Annotated in this window: 23 protein-coding genes; 13 read left to right on the top strand and 10 right to left on the bottom strand. The window is 63.8% G+C overall.

Annotated features, from left to right (window positions below; genetic code table 11):
- The first annotated feature begins 28 nt into the window (after window positions 1-28).
- The 4 genes from DOM54_RS11400 (at window position 29) to DOM54_RS11415 (ending at window position 3,546) form a co-directional block, all read left to right on the top strand.
- The gene (locus tag DOM54_RS11400; protein ID WP_110716418.1) at window positions 29-772 is read left to right on the top strand and encodes an ABC transporter ATP-binding protein; all 744 of its coding nucleotides are present in this window, start codon (window positions 29-31) and stop codon (window positions 770-772) included.
- Window positions 765-1,541, top strand: coding sequence for an ABC transporter permease (locus DOM54_RS11405; protein ID WP_110716419.1), 777 nt, complete (start codon window positions 765-767; stop codon window positions 1,539-1,541). Before DOM54_RS11400 ends, DOM54_RS11405 begins: the two co-directional genes overlap by 8 nt.
- Window positions 1,542-1,611: 70 nt before the next feature.
- Window positions 1,612-2,622 carry an ABC transporter substrate-binding protein gene (locus DOM54_RS11410; RefSeq protein WP_167406512.1) on the top strand — a complete coding sequence of 337 codons (1,011 nt, stop codon included), beginning with the start codon at window positions 1,612-1,614 and terminating at the stop codon, window positions 2,620-2,622.
- Window positions 2,623-2,646: 24 nt separating this feature from the next.
- Complete coding sequence (locus DOM54_RS11415) at window positions 2,647-3,546, top strand: hypothetical protein (RefSeq protein ID WP_110716420.1); 900 nt, start codon at window positions 2,647-2,649, stop codon at window positions 3,544-3,546.
- A 27-nt stretch (window positions 3,547-3,573) separates the two neighbouring features.
- Here the strand turns inward: DOM54_RS11415 and DOM54_RS11420 are convergent, their stop codons facing one another.
- Together DOM54_RS11420 and DOM54_RS11425 are read right to left on the bottom strand one after the other, a co-directional pair.
- Window positions 3,574-4,365 (bottom strand): alpha/beta fold hydrolase, encoded by a 792-nt coding sequence (locus tag DOM54_RS11420; RefSeq protein WP_110716421.1) that lies wholly within the window; start codon window positions 4,363-4,365, stop codon window positions 3,574-3,576.
- Window positions 4,366-4,435: 70 nt separating this feature from the next.
- Window positions 4,436-5,116, bottom strand: coding sequence for a 7-cyano-7-deazaguanine/7-aminomethyl-7-deazaguanine transporter (locus DOM54_RS11425; protein WP_110716422.1), 681 nt, complete (start codon window positions 5,114-5,116; stop codon window positions 4,436-4,438).
- 272 nt (window positions 5,117-5,388) lie between these two features.
- Here DOM54_RS11425 and DOM54_RS11430 point away from each other — a divergent pair, with 272 nt between their 5' ends.
- Window positions 5,389-5,691, top strand: coding sequence for an ArsR/SmtB family transcription factor (locus DOM54_RS11430; RefSeq protein ID WP_110716423.1), 303 nt, complete (start codon window positions 5,389-5,391; stop codon window positions 5,689-5,691).
- Between the two features lie 10 nt (window positions 5,692-5,701).
- Here DOM54_RS11430 and sohB read toward each other — a convergent pair whose 3' ends face one another.
- On the bottom strand, window positions 5,702-6,742 hold the full coding sequence (sohB, locus tag DOM54_RS11435; RefSeq protein ID WP_110716424.1) for a protease SohB: 1,041 nt from the start codon (window positions 6,740-6,742) through the stop codon (window positions 5,702-5,704).
- A 128-nt stretch (window positions 6,743-6,870) separates the two neighbouring features.
- On the opposite strand from sohB, the gene DOM54_RS11440 reads away from it, so the two are divergent.
- Entirely contained in the window at window positions 6,871-7,191 is a 321-nt protein-coding gene (locus tag DOM54_RS11440) for an SCP2 sterol-binding domain-containing protein (RefSeq protein ID WP_110716425.1), read from the top strand.
- Window positions 7,192-7,199: 8 nt separating this feature from the next.
- On the opposite strand, the gene nudC is transcribed toward DOM54_RS11440, so the two are convergent.
- The 4 genes from nudC to DOM54_RS11460 all read right to left on the bottom strand — a co-directional run bounded on the left by nudC (window position 7,200) and on the right by DOM54_RS11460 (window position 10,246).
- A complete protein-coding gene (nudC, locus tag DOM54_RS11445) occupies window positions 7,200-7,970 on the bottom strand; it encodes an NAD(+) diphosphatase (RefSeq protein WP_110716426.1) in 771 nt (256 codons plus the stop codon).
- The gene (gene dnaQ, locus DOM54_RS11450) at window positions 7,970-8,719 is read right to left on the bottom strand and encodes a DNA polymerase III subunit epsilon (RefSeq protein ID WP_110716427.1); all 750 of its coding nucleotides are present in this window, start codon (window positions 8,717-8,719) and stop codon (window positions 7,970-7,972) included. The genes nudC and dnaQ overlap by 1 nt, the downstream gene beginning before the upstream one ends.
- A 53-nt stretch (window positions 8,720-8,772) precedes the next feature.
- Window positions 8,773-9,228 carry a ribonuclease HI gene (gene rnhA / locus DOM54_RS11455; protein ID WP_110716428.1) on the bottom strand — a complete coding sequence of 152 codons (456 nt, stop codon included), beginning with the start codon at window positions 9,226-9,228 and terminating at the stop codon, window positions 8,773-8,775.
- Window positions 9,229-9,328: 100 nt separating this feature from the next.
- A complete protein-coding gene (locus tag DOM54_RS11460) occupies window positions 9,329-10,246 on the bottom strand; it encodes a class I SAM-dependent methyltransferase (protein ID WP_110716429.1) in 918 nt (305 codons plus the stop codon).
- 181 nt (window positions 10,247-10,427) lie between these two features.
- On the opposite strand from DOM54_RS11460, the gene gloB reads away from it, so the two are divergent.
- The 6 genes from gloB to DOM54_RS11490 all read left to right on the top strand — a co-directional run bounded on the left by gloB (window position 10,428) and on the right by DOM54_RS11490 (window position 18,161).
- A complete protein-coding gene (gene gloB, locus DOM54_RS11465; protein ID WP_110716430.1) occupies window positions 10,428-11,195 on the top strand; it encodes a hydroxyacylglutathione hydrolase in 768 nt (255 codons plus the stop codon).
- A gap of 77 nt (window positions 11,196-11,272) precedes the next feature.
- Window positions 11,273-12,439, top strand: a complete 1,167-nt coding sequence (locus DOM54_RS11470; protein ID WP_162619840.1) for a transglycosylase SLT domain-containing protein — start codon at window positions 11,273-11,275, stop codon at window positions 12,437-12,439.
- Between the two features lie 102 nt (window positions 12,440-12,541).
- Window positions 12,542-14,395 (top strand): extracellular solute-binding protein, encoded by a 1,854-nt coding sequence (locus DOM54_RS11475; RefSeq protein ID WP_110716432.1) that lies wholly within the window; start codon window positions 12,542-12,544, stop codon window positions 14,393-14,395.
- A gap of 9 nt (window positions 14,396-14,404) precedes the next feature.
- Complete coding sequence (locus DOM54_RS11480) at window positions 14,405-15,478, top strand: microcin C ABC transporter permease YejB (protein ID WP_110716676.1); 1,074 nt, start codon at window positions 14,405-14,407, stop codon at window positions 15,476-15,478.
- Window positions 15,478-16,581 (top strand): ABC transporter permease, encoded by a 1,104-nt coding sequence (locus DOM54_RS11485; RefSeq protein ID WP_110716433.1) that lies wholly within the window; start codon window positions 15,478-15,480, stop codon window positions 16,579-16,581. The genes DOM54_RS11480 and DOM54_RS11485 overlap by 1 nt, the downstream gene beginning before the upstream one ends.
- Window positions 16,578-18,161 carry an ABC transporter ATP-binding protein gene (locus DOM54_RS11490; protein WP_110716434.1) on the top strand — a complete coding sequence of 528 codons (1,584 nt, stop codon included), beginning with the start codon at window positions 16,578-16,580 and terminating at the stop codon, window positions 18,159-18,161. The genes DOM54_RS11485 and DOM54_RS11490 overlap by 4 nt, the downstream gene beginning before the upstream one ends.
- A gap of 71 nt (window positions 18,162-18,232) precedes the next feature.
- On the opposite strand, the gene DOM54_RS11495 is transcribed toward DOM54_RS11490, so the two are convergent.
- Genes DOM54_RS11495 through DOM54_RS11505 form a run of 3 tightly spaced genes read right to left on the bottom strand, consistent with a single transcriptional unit; the run spans window position 18,233 to window position 20,751 of the window.
- Entirely contained in the window at window positions 18,233-18,937 is a 705-nt protein-coding gene (locus tag DOM54_RS11495) for a pseudouridine synthase (protein ID WP_110716435.1), read from the bottom strand.
- Between the two features lie 31 nt (window positions 18,938-18,968).
- On the bottom strand, window positions 18,969-19,916 hold the full coding sequence (gene corA / locus DOM54_RS11500; protein WP_110716436.1) for a magnesium/cobalt transporter CorA: 948 nt from the start codon (window positions 19,914-19,916) through the stop codon (window positions 18,969-18,971).
- Between the two features lie 13 nt (window positions 19,917-19,929).
- Window positions 19,930-20,751, bottom strand: a complete 822-nt coding sequence (locus tag DOM54_RS11505) for an amidohydrolase (RefSeq protein WP_110716437.1) — start codon at window positions 20,749-20,751, stop codon at window positions 19,930-19,932.
- A 103-nt stretch (window positions 20,752-20,854) separates the two neighbouring features.
- Between DOM54_RS11505 and rarD the strand changes: the two genes are divergently transcribed.
- Window positions 20,855-21,835, top strand: coding sequence for an EamA family transporter RarD (gene rarD, locus DOM54_RS11510; RefSeq protein ID WP_110716438.1), 981 nt, complete (start codon window positions 20,855-20,857; stop codon window positions 21,833-21,835).
- Window positions 21,836-21,848: the final 13 nt, after the last annotated feature.

Raw genomic sequence — 21,848 nt, forward strand, 5'->3', positions numbered from 1 at the left:
CTCCGCCCGCGCCCCATTGGGAGCTGTCATGCCACCGCCCGGACTCATCGTCCGCGATGCTTCGCTGACGTTCGGCGACCGCCCGCTGTTTCAAGCCCTCCAGGCGCGATTCGACGCCGGCAGTTGGACCTGCCTGCTGGGCCGTAGCGGCAGCGGCAAGAGTTCGCTGCTGCGAATGATCGCCAGCTTGAGGCTGCCAGACAACCACCATCTCGTTCTCGATACCAGCGACGGTGCCCCGCTAGGGGGGCGGCTAGCCTGGATGGCTCAGCAGGACCTTCTCGTTCCCTGGCACCGGGTGATCGGCAACGTCATGCTCAGCGCTCACTGGCGTGGCCGCCCCACCGCTCGGGATCGGCAGCGCGCCAAGCGACTGCTGGCCCAGGTCGGTCTGATCGACAAGGCCAGCCATTGGCCTGATGAACTCTCCGGCGGCCAGCGCCAGCGGGTCGCCCTTGCCCGGACCCTGTTCGAGGACGCCAGTGTGGTGCTGATGGACGAGCCTTTCTCCGCCGTCGACGCCATCACCCGACTGGAACTTCATGACCTTGCCAGTCGGCTTCTGGACGGGCGCACCGTGATCGTGGTGACGCACGACCCGCTCGAAGCGTTGCGACTGGCTGACCGAATCCTGATCCTGCAGGGAGAACCCGCTCGACTGGTATCGATGCCTGTACCGGAAGGCCGTCGCCCCCGCTCGCTCGACAACAGCGAGCTGCCGCGTCGCCAGGCTGAACTGGTGGCCGAACTGCGGGAGATGGCGCATGCCTGATCGAGCGCTCTGGAGACGGTTGGCACGCCCGCTGCTGGCACTCGTCACGCTCGCGGCGATCTGGCAACTGGTGCTGACCGTGACCGGGGTCCCGCGCTACATCCTGCCCTCGCCGGCGGCTGTCGCCAACGCGCTGTTCGAACACCGCGGGCTCCTGGCTCATCACGCCGCCATCACCGCCATCGAGATCGTGACAGGGCTGATCGGCGGCATCCTGCTGGGATTGACGACGGCACTGGCACTGGCCCGGTTCCGTGCACTTCGTCGAACACTGCTACCGCTGCTGCTGATCAGTCAGGCCATTCCGCTGTTCGCGCTGGCCCCGATCCTGATGCTGTGGCTGGGTTACGGCCTGGGCCCGAAGATACTGATGGCGATGGTGATCATCTACTTCCCGGTCGCCTCCACCGGCTACGACGGCCTGCGCCAGACGCCCCAGGGCTGGCTCGACCTGGCCCGCACCTTCGGCCTGAGCCGGCGGCAACAGCTGCTGAAGGTCCAGTTGCCGGCCGCCCTGCCGGCACTCGCTTCCGGCCTGCGCATGGCGGCAAGCGCGGCGCCGATCGGCGCGGTGATCGGCGAGTGGGTAGGCGCCAGCCAAGGGCTGGGCTACCTGATGCTCAACGCCAACGCGCGCCTGCAGATCGACCTGATGTTCGCGGCGCTGGTGGTTCTCGTCACCTTCGCCGTACTGCTCTATTTCGGTATCGATACGGCCTTGAGAGTGGCGATGCCCTGGCAGCGGGATCGCACGACTCCCGATCAATGAGAGACGAACGCCGCCGACCGCCACGCACCGAAACGGCTGAATAAACAGCAATGGATAAAAGGAACAGGCAATGACGAAGACGTTTTCCCACCTATGGCGCCGCAGCCTGGCGACGGGCCTGGCCTTGCTCGCCCTGGCCTCGACTCCGCCCACACTGGCGCAGGAGACCGGCGACGATCTCGCGCCACCGCGGATGATCCCGCTGAGCGTGATGCTCGATTGGTACGTCAATCCCGTCCATGCGCCGATCATCATCGCCCAGCAGCGCGGGCTATTCGAGAAACGTGGCCTGGATGTGGACATTCAGGCCCCGGCCGATCCCAGCGTTCCGCCCAAGCTCGTCGCCGCCGGACGGATCGATCTCGCCGTCAGCTATCAGCCCCAGCTCCATCTCCAGGTCGATCAAGGGCTCCCCGTCGTCCGTGTCGGCACCTTGATCGCGACACCGCTGAATGCGCTGCTGGTGCGCGCGGACAGCGGTATCGACGATATTTCCCAGCTCAAGGGGAAAAAGATCGGATACTCGGTCGGTGGCGTCGAGGAGGTACTGCTCGCGGCCATGCTGGAGCACAACGGCCTGAGCCTGGATGACGTCGAGATGGTCAACGTCAACTTTTCGCTGACGCCGGCGTTGATCAGCGAAAAGGTCGATGCCGTGACCGGGGCATTCCGTAACTTCGAACCGGCCCAGATGAAACAGGAGGGCGTCGAGGGCAAGGCGTTCTATATCGAGGAGCAGGGTGTCCCCGACTATGACGAACTGATCTTCGTGGCCAACCGTGAAACCCTCGACCAGCACCGCGATGCGGATCGGCGATTCACGGATGCCATCGGCGAAGCGACATCCTGGATCATCAATCATCCGGATCAGGCCTGGCAAAGCTTCATCAGCTACGATCCAGCACTGGACACCCCCTTGAATGCCGCTGCCTGGAAGGCGACCCTGCCCCGTTTCGCGCTGCGCCCTGCCGCGCTGGACGCCAAGCGCTATCGCGATTTCGAGGCATTTCTGCTGGAGCGGGCCCAGGTCAAGGCACAGAGCCCCGTCTCTCGCCTGGCGGTGGATCTCAACGCGCCGTAGAGAAAAATCGGCTAGATTGATGATATGACTTCAAGATCATCAGCTTACGAGCCGCTACTCTACGACCCTCGGCAGGATCCGAGCCGCATCCTGCCCAGCACGACCCTTCAGGACCTGGGCGCGTTACCCGCGCGCCCGGGAGTCTATGTCTTCTTCGGCAACAATGAACTGCCGCTCTACGTCGGCAAGAGCGTCGACATCCGCAGCCGTGTCCGTAGCCACGTCCAGCAACCGGTATCCAGAAGGCACGCTCAGGTGGTAGCGCAGACCCAGCGTATCGCCTGGCTGCGCACCAGCGGCGATCTTGGGGCCCAACTCCTGGAAGCGGACCTGATCAAGCGCTGGATACCGCTCTACAACCGGCAACTTCGCAAGCGAACGCGCATGGTGAGCTGGAACTGGCCCCTGGGCGAAGCACAGCCGACGCTGACCGACGGCCAGTGGGTGGTCACGGCGCGCTCACGGTTCCATGGCCTGTTTCGCAATCGTCGCGATGCCCAGATGACGTTACGGGACATTGCCAACCAGGAGTCGCTCTGCCTCCAGGTACTGGGACTGGAAAAGGGATCGGGTCGCTGTTTCGGCTACCAGATCAGCCGCTGTCTGGGCGCATGCTGTGGTGCGGAACCTCGGGAAACCCACACCCGGAGAGCACGCGATGCGATGGAACGGCTGCGTATCGAGAACTGGCCGTGGCCCGGTCGCGTCGCCTTCCGGGAGAGCGGGCCCGATGGCGACGTCGGGCTTCATGTCGTCGACCACTGGCACTATCAGGGCAGCGTCAAGCGGCTCGAAAACCTGCAGGCCCTCCCCGACGCCCGTGGCTTCGACATCGACACCTACCGCATTCTCAACCGCTTCCTATCGTCGCCCGACGGCAGGATCGAGCCGATCCCGATCGATGGCGAGATCGACACGACATGATGCCGGTTCGGCCGGAGAGCCGCGCTATCACGAATTGGCGATGAACCGATTGATGGCGTCCCGAAACGCGTCGGGCTGTTCGGCGTGAAGCCAATGCCCCGCGCCCTCCAGCGTCTGCCACTCGACGTTGGGCATCACCGCCTCGACCGTATCGCGCTGACGGTCCTGAACGTAGGGCGAGGCACCACCGCGAATCAACAGCGCCGGGCCCTCGAAAGGCCGGTCGCCGTCTGGTGGCGCGATGATATCCTCGTACCCGGCACCGATTTCGTCGAGGCCGACGCGCCAGTGCATGACGCCATCGTCACCGCGAAGCAGATTGGTCGCCAGGAACTGACAGGTGGCGGCATCGTCGATCTCTTCCTGCATCAGCGCCATGGCATCGCGCCGCGAGGTCGGCCTACCCGCCTCGACCCGTCGCATCGCGGCGAAGACGTCATCGTGGCCGTGGTCGTAGGCGACAGGCGCAATATCGGCGACGATCAAATGCGCCACCCGCGCCGGGGTCGACCGGGCCAGCGTCATGGCGACCTTACCGCCCATCGAGTGGCCCAGCAGATCGAATCGCTCGATGCCGAGATCGTCCAGCAGTGCGATGACATCGGATGCCATCGCCGCATACCGCATTCCCTCGACGTGGGGCGAGCGGCCATGATTGCGCAGGTCAACCGCAACCACGCGACGATCGTTCTGCCACTGCTTGATATGGGAGCGCCAGTTGTCCGCGCTACCGAACAGTCCATGCAGCACGACCAGCGGTAACGCCGGGCTCTCCCCGTCCGATGCGCCGGTGTCGATACAGTGAAGTTGCAATGTCATTCCTCCCGAGATCCGATCCGGCAGCCGGAGCGGCCACCGCTTCCCTCCCTAGAATAACAAAGGCAGCCGGTTATCCCCGCCCGCGTGACATGCCCGGCAGATTGGCCTGATCGCCCCGCGTCAGCAGGCGACGGCCAAGATAGGCCAGCAGGGCGCCGTAGAGTGGCAGGAAGAAGACCAGGCTGATCGATAGTTTCACCGCGTAATCGAACCAGGCGATTTCCACCCAGTGCTCACGCATGAAGGGATCCGGGCCCTGCCAGAAGGCAATGGCGAAGAAGGCGAAGGTGTCCGCCAGATTGCCGGCGATCGTGGACAAGGTCGGTGCGACCCACCAGGCGCGAAGCCTGCGCAGCCGGTCGAACACGTGGATATCGAGCAATTGACCCAGCACGTAGGCCATGAAGCTCGCCAGCGCGATGCGTCCCACGAAGAGATTCCACTCCGTCAGCGCCTCGAGGCCCTGGAAACGCCCCTGCTGGAACAGCACGGATACCGCATAGGAAACCAGCAGCGCGGGCACCATGACCCCGGCGACGATTCTTCTCGCCGCTGGCTTGCCGAACAGTCGCACCGTCAGATCGGTTGCCAGGAAGATGAATGGAAAGCTGAAAGCGCCCCAGGTGGTATGCAAGCCCCACAGGGTGAAAGGGAGTTGAACCAGATAGTTGCTGGCCGTGATCACCAGCAAGTGAAAGCTCACCAGGCAGAGCAAGGCGAAGCGGAATTGACGGTTGTCGAGTGCAAGCATGAGAAACCTTTTTCGTCTGCCGTGGCGCTACGGAGGGCCATCTACCGGAGCCAGGCCGAGGGGTTAGGGAACCCTCTGGGTGATAAAGAGTGATTCAGACGATCAGCAGCGGGCGCGAATTATAGGGATCCCTGCGCGCAAGCACCAGCCCTGCCATCGAGAGACACATCAAAAACCATTGTAACTTTAAGTTACATTAGGCTAATATCAGAAACGCCTGAACATGAGGTTCAGCAGCGGCGATCCGCCCAGCGTGCTTGGGAATTTTGACTATGACGACAATGGCTGCCCCACTGGGAGACCACCAGATTGGCCCAGCGACCGCCACGCTAAAGGCCGTCGCCAACGAGAGCCGGCTACGCATACTCTGTCTTCTGATGCATGGAGAGCGCTCCGTTACCCAGATCAATCAGGAGATGACGCTTAGCCAGTCGGCGCTCTCCCAGCATCTTGCCGTGCTGCGCCAGGAGCGCCTGGTGACGACACGACGCAGCTCTCAGGTGATCTATTACTCGCTGCGTGGCAACGTGGCCGAGCGTCTGATTCGGACGCTCGGGGAACTGGATATCGCGTAGCTGGCGATTGCTAGCGACGCTCCCAGCGCAGGTCGTCGACCCGCTGCAGCACGCGATCGATGCAGTTTTCCATACCGCCTTCCATCCCCTTGCCCAGCCTTCCCAGCAGGCCGGGACGAGATGCCAGCGACACCTTCAGTATTCGCGCTCGATCGCCCTGTCGCGCCAGTAGATAGGCGTCGCTAGTGCCCACCGCATCGACCAGTCCCGCTTCCAGGGCTTCACTCCCGTACCAGATCTCCCCGGTCGCGACTTGCTCGATATCCAGCGAAGGACGACGGGCAGCCACGTAACGCTTGAACAGATCGTGGGTGGACTCGAGGTCCTCGATGAATTTGGTCCGGCCTTCCTCGCTGTTTTCCCCCAGGACGGTCAGGGTCCGCTTGTAACGCCCCGCGGTCAGGAGCTCGACGTCCACGTCGTGCCTTTTCAGCAGACGGTGAACGTTGGGTATCTGCGCCACGACGCCGATCGAACCGATCACGGCGAAAGGCGCCGCGATGAGATGGTTGGCGCAGCAGGCCATCATGTAGCCGCCGCTGGCCGCGACCTTGTCGACGCACACCGTCAGCCGCGCTCCCGCATCACGCAGGCGATCCAGCTGTGCCGCTGCCAACCCGTAGCTGTGCACCAGCCCGCCGCCGGACTGCAGGCGCAACACGATCTCGTCTCCATCGCGAAGCTCTTCCAGCAGCAGGGATACCAGCTCCGCCAGCGCCGGCGTGCCCGAGGCCTTGAGGTCGCCGTCGAAATCGAGCACCCACACTCGCTCCGTGTCCTGCGATGTCTCCTGCTTGTCTGCCTGCTTGGCGGATTTACGCAGCCGCTTGGCCAGCTGTCGGCGACGTGCCTTGGGCTCGGCGGCCAGGCGCAATTGTCGAGACCGGCGCTGAAACCGCTCGTCGAGCGCCGTGACCGTCAACCTGGCTTCGTTATCGCCCCGACCTCGACGCCGCCCGTGAGCCATCAGCGCCAGAATGATCCCGATGGCGACGACCAACGTTACTGTCTTCGCCAGAAAGAGGCCGTACTCGGCCAGCCATTCGATCACGTCACACTCCTTGGTTCGGAAACTTCTTCGGTTTGAGCAACTCGCCAGAGGCGATTAAGCTGCTCCGGCGCTTGCGTGCCGATACCGGCAATGATCTGCTTAGCGCTTCTGTCACGGGAGATGTCATCATGACCGACGATCCATTGATCGCCAAACTCAGGGCCCGATTCGACGCCAAGGCGGCCGAAGGTGTCTCGGCCGTCTATCAGTTCGATCTCGACGATGTCGACGATTACCACATGACCATCGACGACGGTTCGCTCGACATCCAGCCTGGCCGCCATCCGGATCCCGGCGTCACCATCATCAGCGACACGGCAACGCTGATGGCGCTGGTCAGGAAGGAACTCAACTCGATGCAGGCGTTGCTTACGGGCAAGGTCAAGGTCAAAGGCGATATTGGCCTTGCGAGCCGCCTGCCCAAGCTCTTCGCCAAGTCCAGTCACTAGGCCGCGCGTCAACGCATCGCGACTGCGCCGCGGTGGGTCTCGATCAACTGACGGGAAATCGAGTACGCCGGAGGCAGTTGCGGCAACGTCGCCGGACTGAACCAGGCCGCATCCACGATCTCCTGGCCATCGATATGAATATCCCGGCTGGCCGCTTCGGCGAAAAAGCCCATCATCAGCGAGTGCGGGAATGGCCAGGACTGGCTCTTGAAAAAGCTGACCCGCCCGACGTCCACGCCCACCTCCTCCATGACCTCGCGGCGAACGGCAGCCTCCACGGCCTCCCCGGGTTCGATGAACCCCGCCAGGGTCGAATACCGCTGGGGCGGGAAGCGAGGGCCGCGCGCCAACAGCATATCCCTGCCATGGGTCACCAGCGTGATGATGCAGGGCGAGATCCGCGGATAACCGCGCAAGCCGCAGTGATCGCACTGCATGGCGAACTCATGGGTCAAGCGCCGGGTGGCGTGGCCGCACCGCCCGCAGAAACGATGGTCGCGATCCCAGCGAGTGACCTGCAGCGCGGTCGCCAGCAGCTCGCTTTGCGTGACGCTCACCTGGGCCAACCAGTCACGGAAGCCTGGCCAGTCATCGCCGTCCGCCTCGACCACGACGGCGACTGGCTCGCCCTCCCAGTATCCCAGCCGCAGCGCCTGGTCCGGCCACCGCCGGCAGTAACCGAGCATGCTGCTCGATTCGGCCGGCGCCACCCCAGTGCCGTTCATTCGCAGCAACCAGCCGCCGACGACGTCCATCGGGGGTATTTCCCGCCGTAGCATCAGTGCTGGGTCTCCGCCGCCGCCAGCGCATCCCAGTGGCACTCGCCGGCCGCCTGCCGAATCTGCTCGAGACGCTGATGGTGAGCCTGCCACTCGGCCTCGCTGGGTCGGGTGACCGCTAGCGTCAAGCCTTCGCGGTCGATACGCCGCAGCCCGCTGGCACCGCCCGCCTCGCGATCGCCGCCCTCGTCGTTGCCTGCCAGCGACAGCGCGGTCTGCCCCCCGGTCATGGCGAGATAGACGTCGGCAAGGATCTCGGAGTCCAGCAGTGCGCCGTGCAGCACGCGCTGACCGTTGTCGATGTCGTAACGCTTGCAGAGCGCATCGAGGCTGTTGCGCTGCCCCGGGTGCATCTCGCGCGCCATCTTCAACGTATCCAGTACGCTACAGTGCTCCGCCACCGGCCCCAGCACGGGTTCGCCGCGCGCTGCTTTCAGCAGTTTGAATTCATGATCGAAGAACCCGACATCGAAAGGCGCATTGTGGATGACCAACTGCGCGCCCCGCATGAACTCCCAGAGTTCGTCGGCGATCTGCGCGAACACTGGCTCGTCGGCGACCCGCTCGTTGGTGATACCGTGAATCTCGACGGCTTCCGCCTCGATGTCCCGCTCCGGATTGACGTACTGATGATAGGTCCGCCCCGTGAACCGGCGGTTGATCAGTTCGATACCACCGATCTCGATGATGCGATGGCCTTCACGCGGATCGATGCCGGTAGTTTCCGTATCCATGACGATCTGGCGCATGGTTGTCCTCGCTGTTGTCTGGCGCTATTGCTGTCGTTGCGGACGGTAAATCGCTATCTGGCCGCGCGACGCCCGGCGACCACTTCATCGATCGCCTCGTTGACCAGCCGGTCGGCCGCTTCGTTGCCCTGATGTCCGCTATGGCCCTTGACCCAATGCCACTCGATGCGGTGACGGCGGGTCTCGGCAAGCAGCTCCCGCCAGAGTTCCGCGTTTTTCACCGGCTGCTTCGCCGCGGTTACCCAGCCCCGCTTCTGCCAGCCGTGGATCCATTCGGTGATGCCCTTGCGGACATATTGGGAATCGGTCCAGAGGGAGACCCGGCACGGCCGGTCCAGCGCCCGCAGCGCCTGAATGGCGGCCATCAGTTCCATGCGGTTGTTGGTGGTCTCGGCCTCGCCGCCCTTTATCGGCTTCTCGTGTCGGCCGGAGACCAGCAAGGCCCCCCACCCACCGGGGCCCGGGTTACCGCGGCACCCACCATCGGTGTAGATCGTCACGGCAGGCATCGTAGGGGATTCAGAGGTCGGGGCGGACAAGACGTACTCTCTCAGTGTCAGGCGATCTTGGGTATCTATCGGTATCGATGCGATCGGGTCTGTATCCCGCTCAGGCAATCGTACGGGAAGAGCCGTTGCGCATGGTGGCACGCGGTTCGCGTCGCTCCTGCCTCGATGCGGCTTCCAGACCCTCGTGATCGTTGCCCGGCGGCCACGGCAAGGGCGCGGAGGTCGCCCGGCACCTGGCACTGACCGGCGTCGGATTCGACGCCTCGCGATCGCGCGACCGACTGGGCCCGGTCTCCTTCGCCAGCCCGAGCCAGGCGCCCGACCGGCGACCCTGGAGCACCGGCTCACGCAACTTGATGGGCTGGACGGGTATATTGCGCCGACGTGCCACCAGCAGGTAGGCAGTCGCCAACGGCACGTTGTAGCGGCGACCGAGCGTTTCCAGCCGATCGCTTCCAATCGCCCGGCCAGGCAATCGAAAGCCGCAGTAGTCTACCCGCTCGATCTCGAAGTCGACAAACGCCAGCCAGTCGCGCAGCCGTCCCGGCGTCCGCCACTGACTCTGCCATGGCGCCGGACGCTTGCCCCGGCGGGCCGCGGCTGGCCCGAACGGATGCCAGCCAAACACCAGCAAGCGGCCATCGGCGCGGGTGACGCGAGCGGCTTCCTGCAGTACGTGATGCGGCCGTTCCACCGCTTCCAGCAGATGATGCAACAGCGTCAGATCGATGCTGTCGTCGGCCAATGGCAGGCTATCGGGCAGGCATATCAAGCTGTTTCGGGTGCGGACGAGATCGGGGGAAGGCGCCCAATCCAGAGCGTGTCGGATGGGGCACATATCGCTCATCAAGGGCGCCATCCCCAACTGCAGGCTCACGATGCCGCGGTGCTGTTCACAGTGCGGCCCAAGGCAGGCGCGCTCGGCTCGCCATAGCGAGAGACCTGATGCCGATTCCCAGAACCGGCGACCCTCCCGGACGGCGGACTGCAAGCTCTGAACGGGCGACGAGATTGACACGGGCGACTTTACTCCCCAAGGTTAGCGCTTTTTGGCGATGATTCGAAGCGGCTCTCCACGTCACACGTTCGCGCCCAGACGATGATCGCCTCGGTGAACCTGCGGCCGACGTGCGGGTCACAACGACGTTCGAACCCCGACATCCGAATCTCGAGACCAACCTGCCGGAGAAGCATGCCACATGTTGACCGTGATGCCGATTCCCGCGCTCCAGGACAACTATATATGGGTGCTGCGTCAAGATACCCAGGATCGTGTCGCCGTTGTCGATCCCGGTGACGCCGATCCCGTGATTGCCTGGTTGGAGCAGGAGAACCTGACCCTCGACACCATCCTCGTCACCCATCACCACAAGGATCACACAGGCGGGCTGCAAGCGCTGACCGAGCGCTACGCGCCGCAGGTCTACGGTCCCGCCAACGACGCCATTCCCGGTGTTCTCCACCGCGTCGGCGAGGGCGATGAATGTCGGGTCCTGGGGCGGCGCTTCGAGGTCTACGCCGTTCCCGGCCACACCCTGGATCATATCGCCTTCCACGCCCCCGGCACACCAGGATTGCTGTTCGCCGGTGACACGCTCTTCTCCGGCGGCTGTGGGCGACTGTTCGAGGGCAGCCCCCTGCAAATGCAGGAATCGCTCGCCAAGCTCGACGCCCTGCCCGAGGACACACTGGTGTTCGCTGCCCACGAATACACACTGGCCAACCTCGCTTTTGCCGCTGCTGCCGAGCCCGACAACGCAATTCGGGACAGCTACCGGAGCGAGTGCCAGAAGGCCCGCGATCTCGATCGCCCGACCTTGCCGACCACCATGGGCCGGGAGCGTCAGATCAATCCTTTCCTGCGCATCGGCAACCCAGGTCTTCTCGAAACGCTTCGTCGGCAGGGGCCGGTTGGTGACGACGCGTCGGCGTTTGCCACGCTGCGAGCCTGGAAGGACCGCTTTTGATCGTCACCGTCGAAGACGGAGGTATCCACCGTCGGCCGCGTCGATTGGCCGCCGGTGTCATCAAGGATTTTGAACGCATGAATTTTCGAACCCGACGCTGTCGGATTGTCGTCGGCCTCACGGGCGGCCTGCTGTTGTCGACGCTCCCCTTCACGGCAGTGGCCAAGGAGGCTTCGGCTACCGCCAGCAGTGCCTCCCGGCACTCGTTCTGGTCCGCTCTCGCCTTGCAAAGTCGTCGCGCCCCCGATGCCTGGACCCGGCTACGCAACGGCTTTCGGCTATCTCACGAGAAGGCCAACCCTCGGGTCGCCGCATGGCTCGACTGGTATCGCGCCCATCCCCAGCACGTCGAAAGGGTCGCATCGCAGGCCAAGCCCTGGCTGCGCTGGGTGACGCAGCAGCTGGAGTCCCATCGGTTGCCCAGCGAAATCGCGCTACTGCCGTTCATCGAAAGCGGCTATGACCCGACGGCCACCAACCCCGGTGGCGCCGCTGGATTGTGGCAGTTCATGCCGGCGACCGGTGATGCGATGGGCCTGTCGCGCACCGCCTGGTACGACGGGCGCCACGACGTCGTCGCCGCCACCGACGCGGCGATGAGCTATATCCAGCAGCAGGCCGACCGCTGGTATGATGGCGATATCCCGCTGGCGCTGGCCGCGTACAACGCTGGCGCGGGCACGGTCAACGCCGCCAGAGAAGCGGCCGCCAATCGCGGAGACCCGATCGACTATTGGCATCTGCGACTGCCCGCCGAGACCATGGATTACATTCCGCGCCTGCTGGCGCTCTCCGAAGTCATCGCCGAGCCAGAGCAGTACGGCGTGGTCCTGCCGTCGATCCCGGACAAGGTCCAGTTCGCCCAGGTCGATACCGAAGGGCCTTTGACACTCTCGATGGCAGCCGATCTCGCGGGCGTCGACCCGCAGACCCTGCGAGCGCTGAACCCGGGTTTCAAACGGTCGTCGACACGACCGCGCGACGATGCCAGTATCCTGGTGCCGGCGGCGGCCAAGCAACGTTTCCTGGCCAATCTCGCCACACTACCCGACTCGGAGCGCACGGTGCTGAACCGCTATGTGGTTCGCCGCGGCGACACGCTCTCCGCCATAGCCGCGCAATTCGGGGTCAGTGTTGGCGAGATTCAGCGCGAAAACGACCTCGACGGCAGCACCATTCGCATCGGACAGGCGTTGACCGTCCCGTCCATGGCGCTGGCCCAGAACGGCGACGCCAGACGCTAGCCCCCCGGAGCAAGTACTGTGACATCACGGTCGTTGCCGATGAAACGTAATGGAACGCCAGGTACCCGTGCAGACCGCCGCACCGACTGGAGTATGTCGACAATGGCTGGACTTCGATGGCTGCTGGTGGCCATCACGCTGGCCGCTCCGCTGGCGCTAGCCGACGACGGCCAGCTCGATGCCACCGAGCAAGCGCATCGCAATGTACCGACCGTGCACGCCATTGCGCTCTACGACGATCCGGCACTGCCCCCGGGCTTCCAGCATCTGCCATACGCCAACCCCGAGGCGCCCAGAGGCGGTACGTTGCGCCGCGCGGCCAACGGCAGCTTCGACTCGACCAATCCCTTCATCATCCAGGGCACGCCAGCGGATGGGCTCAATCAGATCTACGACACACTGATGGAGTCCAGCGCCGACGAGCCGTTCACCATGTATGGGCTGCTGGCCGGAGGGATACGGCTCGACCCGGATCGCCACTGGATGGAGATCGATCTACGCCCCGAAGCGCATTTTCACGACGGCCATCCCGTCACCGCCGAGGACGTGGTGTTCAGCTTCGAGCTGCTGCGCGACAAGGGCTCGCCCTTCTATCGCGCCTACTACGCCAGCGTGGAGTCGGTCTCGGCGGTGAGCGAACGAACGGTGCGATTCGAGTTCTCGAACAACCAGTCGAGAGAGCTGCCGTTGATCCTGGGTCAACTGCCGATATTGCCGGAGCACTACTGGCGGGAGCGCGAGTTCACGCGGCCCACGCTCGACAAGCTTCTGGGCTCCGGTCCCTACGAGATTGCCGAGATCGACCCCGGCCGGCGCATCGTCTACCGACGGGTCGACGACTACTGGGGCCGCGACCTGCCGCTGAACCGGGGCCGCTACAATATCGACCGCCTGGTCTACGACTATTTTCGTGATCAGTCGGTCGCCCTGGAAGCCTTCATGGCCGGGGCACTGGACATGCGTATCGAAAGCAGCGCCAAGAACTGGGCGACGGCCTATGACACGCCAGCGGTCGAGGATGGCGCCATCCAGCGGGTGATCGTCCCGGATGGGCAGCCCGCCGGCATGCAGGGCTACGTGATCAACACCCGTCGAGCGCAGCTCGACGATCCACGGGTCCGCCGCGCGCTGGGCCTCGCGTTCGATTTCGACTGGGTCAACCAACACCTGTTCTACGGCGCCTATCAGCGCACCGAGAGCTACTTCCAGAACTCGGAGATGGCGGCCAGGGGGCTGCCCGGAGACGAGGAACTGGCGTTGCTCGATCCGTATCGCGACCAACTGCCTGCCGCGGTGTTCGATCAGCCACTACCGATATCGCAACCGGAAGCGCTCCGTCCGCGCCTGCGGGAGGCACTCGGGCTGTTGCGTCAAGCTGGCTATGACGTGCGCGACGGCACTCTGGTGAACCTCGAGACCGGTCGACCATTTACCCTGGAGTTCCTGCTCTACGATAGCCAGTGGGAACGTATCACCCAGCCCTTCGTCCGTAACCTGGAACGGCTCGGTATCCGCAGCAAGATTCGGGTGGTCGACGTCAATCAATACCTCGACCGGCTGAGACGCTTCCAGTTCGACATGATCGTCGGCAACTTCCCGCAGTCGGCCAATCCGGGTAACGAGCAGCGGGATTTCTGGACCAGCGAATACGCCGATGTCCCCCAGAGCCGAAACCTGGCCGGCGTGCGAGACCCAGTCGTCGACGCCCTGGTCGATGATTTGATTCGTGCGGACAGTCGCGAAAAACTGGATACTGCCTCGCGAGCACTGGATCGCGTCCTGCAATGGGGCTTCTACGTCGTGCCGCAATGGAATTTCGATGGTACCCGCGTCGCGGTGTGGAACAAATTCGCTTATCCCCGACCTTTCCCGCGCTATACGCCCGATTTCTCGGTCTGGTGGGTCGACCCCGAACGGGCTGGCGCCATTGCCGCCCGTCAGCGCGGACAGGAGTGATTGCCGATCATGGCCAGCTATGTCGTTCGCCGTCTGCTGTTGATGATTCCGACGCTGCTGGGAATCCTGCTGCTCAATTTCATCATCGTCCAGGCGGCGCCTGGCGGCCCCATCGATCAGATGATGGCCCGCTTCGAGGGCTTGAGCAGCACCGCGAGCACCGGCCTCGAGGGCGGTGGCGGAGATAGCGTCGGCGGCAACGACTCTCGGCGCCTCCAGGGCGTCAACGACCAGTTGCGCCAGACGCTGACCGAGGAGTTCGGGTTCGACAAACCGGCCTGGGAGCGCTTCGCTCTCATGCTACGTGACTACGCCACGTTCGATCTCGGTGACAGCCTGTTTCGGGGACAGTCGGTTACCGCCCTGATTCTGGATCGGCTGCCGGTGTCGATCTCGTTGGGCCTTTGGACCACCCTGCTCGTCTACCTGATCTCGATCCCTCTGGGCATTCGCAAGGCGCTACGCCATGGCAGCGCCTTCGATATCTGGTCCTCGGGGGTGGTGATCGTCGGCTATGCCATCCCTGGCTTCCTGTTCGCCATCCTGTTGATCGTGGTATTCGCGGGGGGCAGCTACCTCAACTGGTTTCCCCTGCGCGGGCTGACCTCGGTCGATTTCGGCGAGCTGTCCCTGCTGGGCAAGATCCAGGACTACTTCTGGCACATCACGCTGCCCGTGGCCGCCTCGGCGATCGGCAGCTTCGCCACGCTGACGATGCTGACCAAGAACAGCTTCCTGGACGAGATCCACAAGCAGTATGTGCTGACCGCGCGCGCCAAGGGCGCCTCCGACCGGCGCGTGCTCTACGGCCATGTCTTCCGCAATGCCATGCTGATCATCATCGCCGGCATGCCGGCGGCACTGATCGGCATCTTCTTCACCGGCTCACTGCTGATCGAGGTGATCTTCTCGCTCAACGGCCTGGGGCTGCTTGGTTTCGAAGCCGTGATGCAGCGTGATTATCCGTTGATCTTCGGTACGCTCTATCTCTATACCCTGATCGGCCTGCTGCTGAAACTGGTCTCCGACCTGACCTATGTCTGGGTCGACCCACGCATCGACTTTGCTACCCGGGAGTCGTGATGACACCGAATCGACGTCAGCGACTCTCGCCGATCACCCGGCGCCGGCTCCAGGTGTTCCGGCGTCACAGGCGCGCTTACTGGTCGCTGTGGCTCTTCGGACTACTGTTCGCGTTCAGCCTCGCCGCGGAACTGGTCGCCAACGACAAGCCGATCGTGATGGAGTATCAGGGCGAGTGGTACATCCCCATGCTGGTGGATTACCCGGAGACCGAGTTTGGCGGGTTTCTCCCCACCACCGCCGACTACCGCGACCCTTTCGTGCACGAGCAGATCGAGCGCCACGGCTGGATGCTCTGGCCACCGGTCCCCTTCTCCTACCAGACCCTCGATCGCGACGTTCAAGGCCCGGTTCCCTCCCCGCCGGGGGCACGCCACTGGCTGGGAACCGACGACCAGGGGCGCGACGTGTTCGCGCGGGTACTCTACGGTTTCCGCCTGTCGGTGACATTCGCCCTGGCCCTGACCGTGGGATCGATCCTGCTCGGCGTCCTCATCGGCGGCGCGCAGGGGTACTACGGCGGCAAGATCGACCTGTTCGGCCAGCGCCTGATCGAGATCTGGTCGGGACTGCCCGTGCTGTTCCTGCTGATCATCCTGGCCAGCCTGGTCGAACCCAACATCTGGTGGCTGCTCGGCATCATGCTGCTGTTCTCCTGGCTGGGCCTGGTCGACATCGTGCGTGCTGAATTCCTGCGTGCCAGGAACCTCGAGTACGTCAAGGCGGCCCGAGCCATGGGCCTGCCGTCCCGGTTGATCATGCGGCGCCATGTGCTGCCCAACGCCATGGTTGCCACCCTCACCTTCATCCCGTTCCTGTTCACCGGTGCCATCACCACCCTGACTGCGCTCGACTTTCTCGGTTTTGGCCTGCCACCGGGCTCGCCATCGCTGGGCGAACTGGTGGCCCAGGGTAAGAACAACCTGCAGGCGCCATGGCTCGGCATCACCGCCTTTCTCTCCCTCAGCGTAATGCTGTCGCTGCTGGTGTTCATCGGCGAAGGCCTTCGCGACGCCTTCGACCCGCGCCATATCGTGACGTCGACGACTACGGCGCGACCTCCACTAGCGGCAACGACCCACGCACAGGAGAGCCAGCCATGAGTGAAACGCCCCTGTTTGAACTGCGTCGGTTCTCGGTCCACTTCGGTGAGGCGCAGGCAGTGTCCGAGCTTGATCTGCATGTGGATCACGGCGAGACCGTGGCCATCGTGGGCGAGTCCGGTTCGGGCAAGTCGGTCAGTGTGCTCGGCGCGCTGGGGCTGCTCCCGCCCGGGAGTCAGGTGACGGGGACGCGCACCTTCGCCGGCCGCGACCTGGATCGGTTGAGCCGGCGCGAATGGAACGAGCTTCGCGGCGGCAGCATCGGTTTCGTCTTTCAGGAGCCGATGACCTCGCTCAATCCACTGCACACTATCGGCAAGCAACTGCGGGAAACGCTGCGTCTGCACCAGGGGTTGCGTGGCAACGTTGCGACGCGACGCGCCCGGGAGCTGCTGACGCAGGTCGAGCTTCCCAGAGTCGACGAGCTGATGGCTGCCTGGCCTCACCAGCTCTCCGGGGGCCAACGTCAGCGGGTCATGATCGCCATGGCGATCGCCAACGAGCCACAGCTGCTGATCGCCGACGAACCGACCACGGCATTGGATGTCACGGTGCAGCGGCAGGTTCTGGCGTTGCTGGACGAGCTCCGCCAGCGCCTCGGCATGGGCCTGCTGTTGATCAGCCACGATCTCAATCTGGTCCGGCGCCACGCCGACCGGGTGGTCGTCATGCAACAGGGCGAGCAGGTGGAGAGCGGCCCGGCTCAAACACTCTTCGAGACACCGCAGGCGGCCTATACGCGCCAGTTGATCGATGCCGTGCCCTCTGGCCGCCCCAGGCCGCTGCCACCGCAGAGTGAGCTGCTGCTGAGTGCCAGCGATTTCAGCGTAACGTTCAAGCGGGCCAAGCCGCTGCTGCGGCCCCGCCCCCCTGCTTTCGTCGCCGTCGAACCACTGTCGCTGGAACTCCGCCGCGGCGAGACGCTCGGCGTGGTCGGCGAGTCCGGATCGGGCAAGTCGACCCTGGCCTCGGCACTCATTCGACTACTGCCCTCCAGCGGTGAAATCCACTTCGCCGACCAGCGTCTGGACCAGCTGGGCGGAGAGGCACTTCGACGCCAGCGGCGAGCGCTCCAGATCGTGTTCCAGGATCCCTACGGCTCGCTTTCGCCGCGCCTGTCGGTTGCCGACATCATCAGCGAAGGGCTACGCTTTCATCACCCCGAGCTGGCGCCGCCGGAGGTAGCGGGCCGTGTCGCCGAGGCCCTTCACGACGTTGACCTGCCGGCGGATTGCGGCCACCGCTATCCTCATGAATTCTCCGGCGGTCAACGCCAGCGTATCGCCATTGCCCGCGCGCTGATCCTGAAACCCAGACTGCTGATCCTCGATGAACCGACCTCGGCATTGGATCGAACGGTACAGAAGCAGTTGATCGAGCTGTTGCGTGACGTCCAGGCGAAGCATGACCTCACCTACTTGTTCATAAGCCACGATCTCGCCGTGGTACGTGCGATGGCACATCGGATTCTGGTGCTCAAGGATGGCAAGGTCATGGAACAGGGCGACTGCGAAACGCTGCTCCGCTCGCCCCAAACCACCTATACGCGAGCCCTCATCGAAGCCTCTTCGCTGACCTGATAACGCTTGGACCGTCTATTTTGAGTTGAAAGACAAAGATAACGGTATAAATCTATCGGCCGCTGACGCGATCATTCGAAGGCCGCGACTTCTTCCGGACGTAGATGGCGACACTCCCCCGGCGCCAGCTCCGGATCCAGCACCAAGGGGCCGATGGATTCACGATGCAAGGTCACCACCGTATAACCGACCGCCGTCAGCATCCGGCGAATCTGGTGGTAACGTCCCTCGGTCACTCCGACGATAACCTCGGACTCGCCAACGGCCTCGAAAGTCGCAGGCTTCGTCGGTTTCTCGTCGCCATTCAACATGACTCCCTCCGCGAACTGCCTCGCCACGCGCGCCGCGTCGGTGGCGGACAGGATTTCGCCCAGTGTCGCCCTGTAGCGCTTCTCGCAAGCGTGGCTGGGCGAGGTCACGCGATGGGTCCACTTGCCATCATCGCTGATCAGCAGCAGTCCCGAGGTATCGACATCCAGCCGCCCTACCGGATGCAGGCGCTCGATCTGCTCGATCTCGATCAAGCTCATCACCGAGGGATGGTGGGCCGGGCGCAGCGAGCACTCCACTCCGACCGGCTTGTGCATCATCAGATAACGCCAGCCGATCCGTGTCAGCGCGGCCCCCTGCCAGCGAATGTCCTGGGTATCGGATACCTGGCGCGAGGCGTCGCGCACGGTCTCGCCATCGACGCTGACTTCCAATTGGCGCAGGGCACGCTTGGCCTGGCTGCGCGTCAGCTCGGTGGCTTCACTGAGAAATCGGTCCAACCGCATGGGTTCGAGTCACTCCTGGATGGGCGGCAGGTTACAGCCAACCGCGATATTTGAAGTAGAGATAGGGAGAGATCCCCGACAGCGCCATCAGACCGATCGCCAACGGATAGCCGAAGCTCCAGTTGAGCTCCGGCATCACCTCGAAGTTCATCCCGTAGATACTCGCGATCATGGTCGGCGGCAGAAACACCACCGAGGCGATGGAGAAGATCTTGATGATCTGGTTCTGCTCGATGTTGATGAACCCCTGCGTGGTATCCATCAGGAAGTTGACCTTGTCGGACAGGAAAGTGCTGTGCGACATCAGTACCTCGACGTCCTGCAGCGCCTCCTTGGCCTGCTCCTGCAGCTCGGCGTGATAGCGCAGATGGCGAATGAGGAAGTAGAGCGAGCGCTGGGTATCCATCAGGCACAGGCGGATCTTGCCCACGCTGTCCTCGACCTTGGCCAGTCGATCGATCGCCTCTTCCAGGTCAGCATCCTCGATCTCCAGCACCATATGGCTGACCTGCTCGAGGTCGCGGTGCATATCCTCGATGCTGTCGGCAAGGTTCTCGACCTTCTGCTCGAACAGCGTGACGATCAGCGACTGTGGTGAATGAGCCTCGGTCTGACCGCGCCGTGCGCGCAACCGGAACAGGCGGAAATCGGCCAGGTCGTCCTCGCGCAGCGACAACAGCCGCTGAGACTGGAGAATGAAGACCACGGTGTTGGTCTGATGCTTGCCCTCGTTGCGGGACAGAAACAGCGAGTGGACGTGCAGGCCGTCGGTATCGGTGAAGAAACGCGCCGACGACTCGATCTCCTCGATATCGGTGTTGGCCGGCAGCTCCTCGGCGAGGAACGGTTTCAGTGCCTCGCGGTCATCATCACCGAGGTCGTAGGCATCGATCCAGTTGGCCTCCAGCAGGCGTTCGGCGATGGCGCCGTCGCTAAGCTCCTGAAAATCGGTCTGGTCGAGGCGAAAGGTGCGGATCATTGCCCATCCTTATTCATGGCAGGTGATCGTCGAGGTCGATCAACGCGAAGGCATCCGCGTCTCTCCAGGCAGGGAAGGTATCGCGAAACGATGACAGCGCCGCCGCCGACAAGGTTACCGTCTCCACGAACGGCGTGTCGGTCGGATGATCGATCATCAGCTCGCCCTTGAAGTCCACGACCATCGAGTCACCCGCATACGTCAGCCCGTTGCCGTCCCGCCCCACGCGGTTGACGCCAATGACGTAACCGAGATTCTCGATCGCCCTGGCCTGGAGCAGGGTCCGCCAGGGCCGTCTGCGCGGCGCCGGCCAATTGGCGACACACAATAATGCATCGTATTCGAAAGGTTCGGGCGCGCTCGGTCGCTGCCGCAGCCAGACCGGGAACCGCAGGTCGTAACAGACCGACAGCAGCAGCCGAAACCCCTTCAGCTCCACGATCTTGCGGGCCTGCCCCATCGAGTAGTGCAACGGCTCGTCACCCATCCGAAACAGATGGCGCTTGTCGTAGTGTTCGACACCGCCATCCGGTGTCACCCAGTAGAGCCGATTGTATCGGGCGCCACCATCGGCAATCGCCAGGCTGCCGGCGATCGCGCAATCACGCTCTCGCGCCTGGCGTCGCATCCAGTCGAGCGTGGGGCTTGCCTCGGCCGGCTCCGCCATCCCTTCGGCATTCATGGTAAAACCGGTGGCGAACATCTCCGGCAGCACGATCAGGTCCGTGCGACTGCCGTCCAGCGTGCCCATGCGGTGATCCAGCAGCCGCCGATTGGCCTCGGGACTTTCCCACTCGAGCTCGCTCTGGACGAGGCTGACTCGTAGCTCGTTCATGGCACTTCCTCCTGCCGCCTGTCGGGATCCATCAATTCGTCAATGCGAATGGCTGTCATGATAGATTACCCGGCCTCCAAACCCGAGAACCACGAGTCGCGACATGTCGGCATCCCCCTCAGACGAGACCCCGCCAGGCAACGTGAAGCCAGTGACCGATGCCCCACGCCACGAGGCCCGTCGCGGCGTCGGTTACGGCGTTACCGCCTACGCCCTCTGGGGATGCTTTCCGCTCTTCTTTTCGCTGTTCGACGGGGTCCCGGCCTTCGAGGTGCTGATCCAGAGAATTCTCTGGTCTTGCATCTTCCTGATCGTCGTGGTCACGCTGATGGGGCGCTGGCCCGCCATCCGCAGCGGTTTCCCGGGGCAGCGGGAAACGATCCGCGGGCTGGGCTGGATTCTGGGCTGCGCGCTGCTCATCGCGCTGAACTGGGGGCTCTACATCTACGCGGTGGAAACGCATCGGGTGCTGCAGGCGAGTCTGGGCTATTTCATGACGCCGCTGGTCAACGTCGCACTGGGCATGCTGGTCCTGCGCGAACGGCTCGGCCGCTGGCAAAAGATGGCGATAGGGCTGGCACTGGCGGCCGTGATACTGCAACTCGTCCTGCTGGGGACCCTGCCCTGGATCAGCCTGGTGTTGGCCATGACGTTCGGCAGCTACGGTCTGCTGCGCAAGCGCGTGCCACTGGATGCGCTATCCGGCCTGCTGGTGGAGACCAGCCTGCTGCTGCCGCTGAGTCTGGCGACCCTGGCCTGGCTGGCATGGCACGGGCAGTCCCATTTCGGTGCCAGCCTCGATGTCACAGCGCTGATGATCGTCAGCGGCGTGGTAACCACCCTGCCGCTGCTCGCCTTCGCCGGCGCCACCAAGCGCCTGACCCTATCCACCATCGGCTTCCTGATGTATCTCAACCCCACGCTGCAGTTTCTGCTGGCGCTGTGGATTTTCGGCGAGCCCCTCGTCTGGCCTCAGTTGCTGACCTTTGCATTGATCTGGATCAGCCTCGGGCTCTACTCGGTGGGGGCGTGGCAGAGCCATCGCAAGGCTCTCGCCCATGGCCCCGATCGAGTGGCGGGATGAATGCCCCGGGTCG

It is taken from the genome of Salinicola acroporae (genome assembly GCF_003206615.1).
In the GTDB taxonomy this organism is placed as follows: domain Bacteria; phylum Pseudomonadota; class Gammaproteobacteria; order Pseudomonadales; family Halomonadaceae; genus Salinicola; species Salinicola acroporae.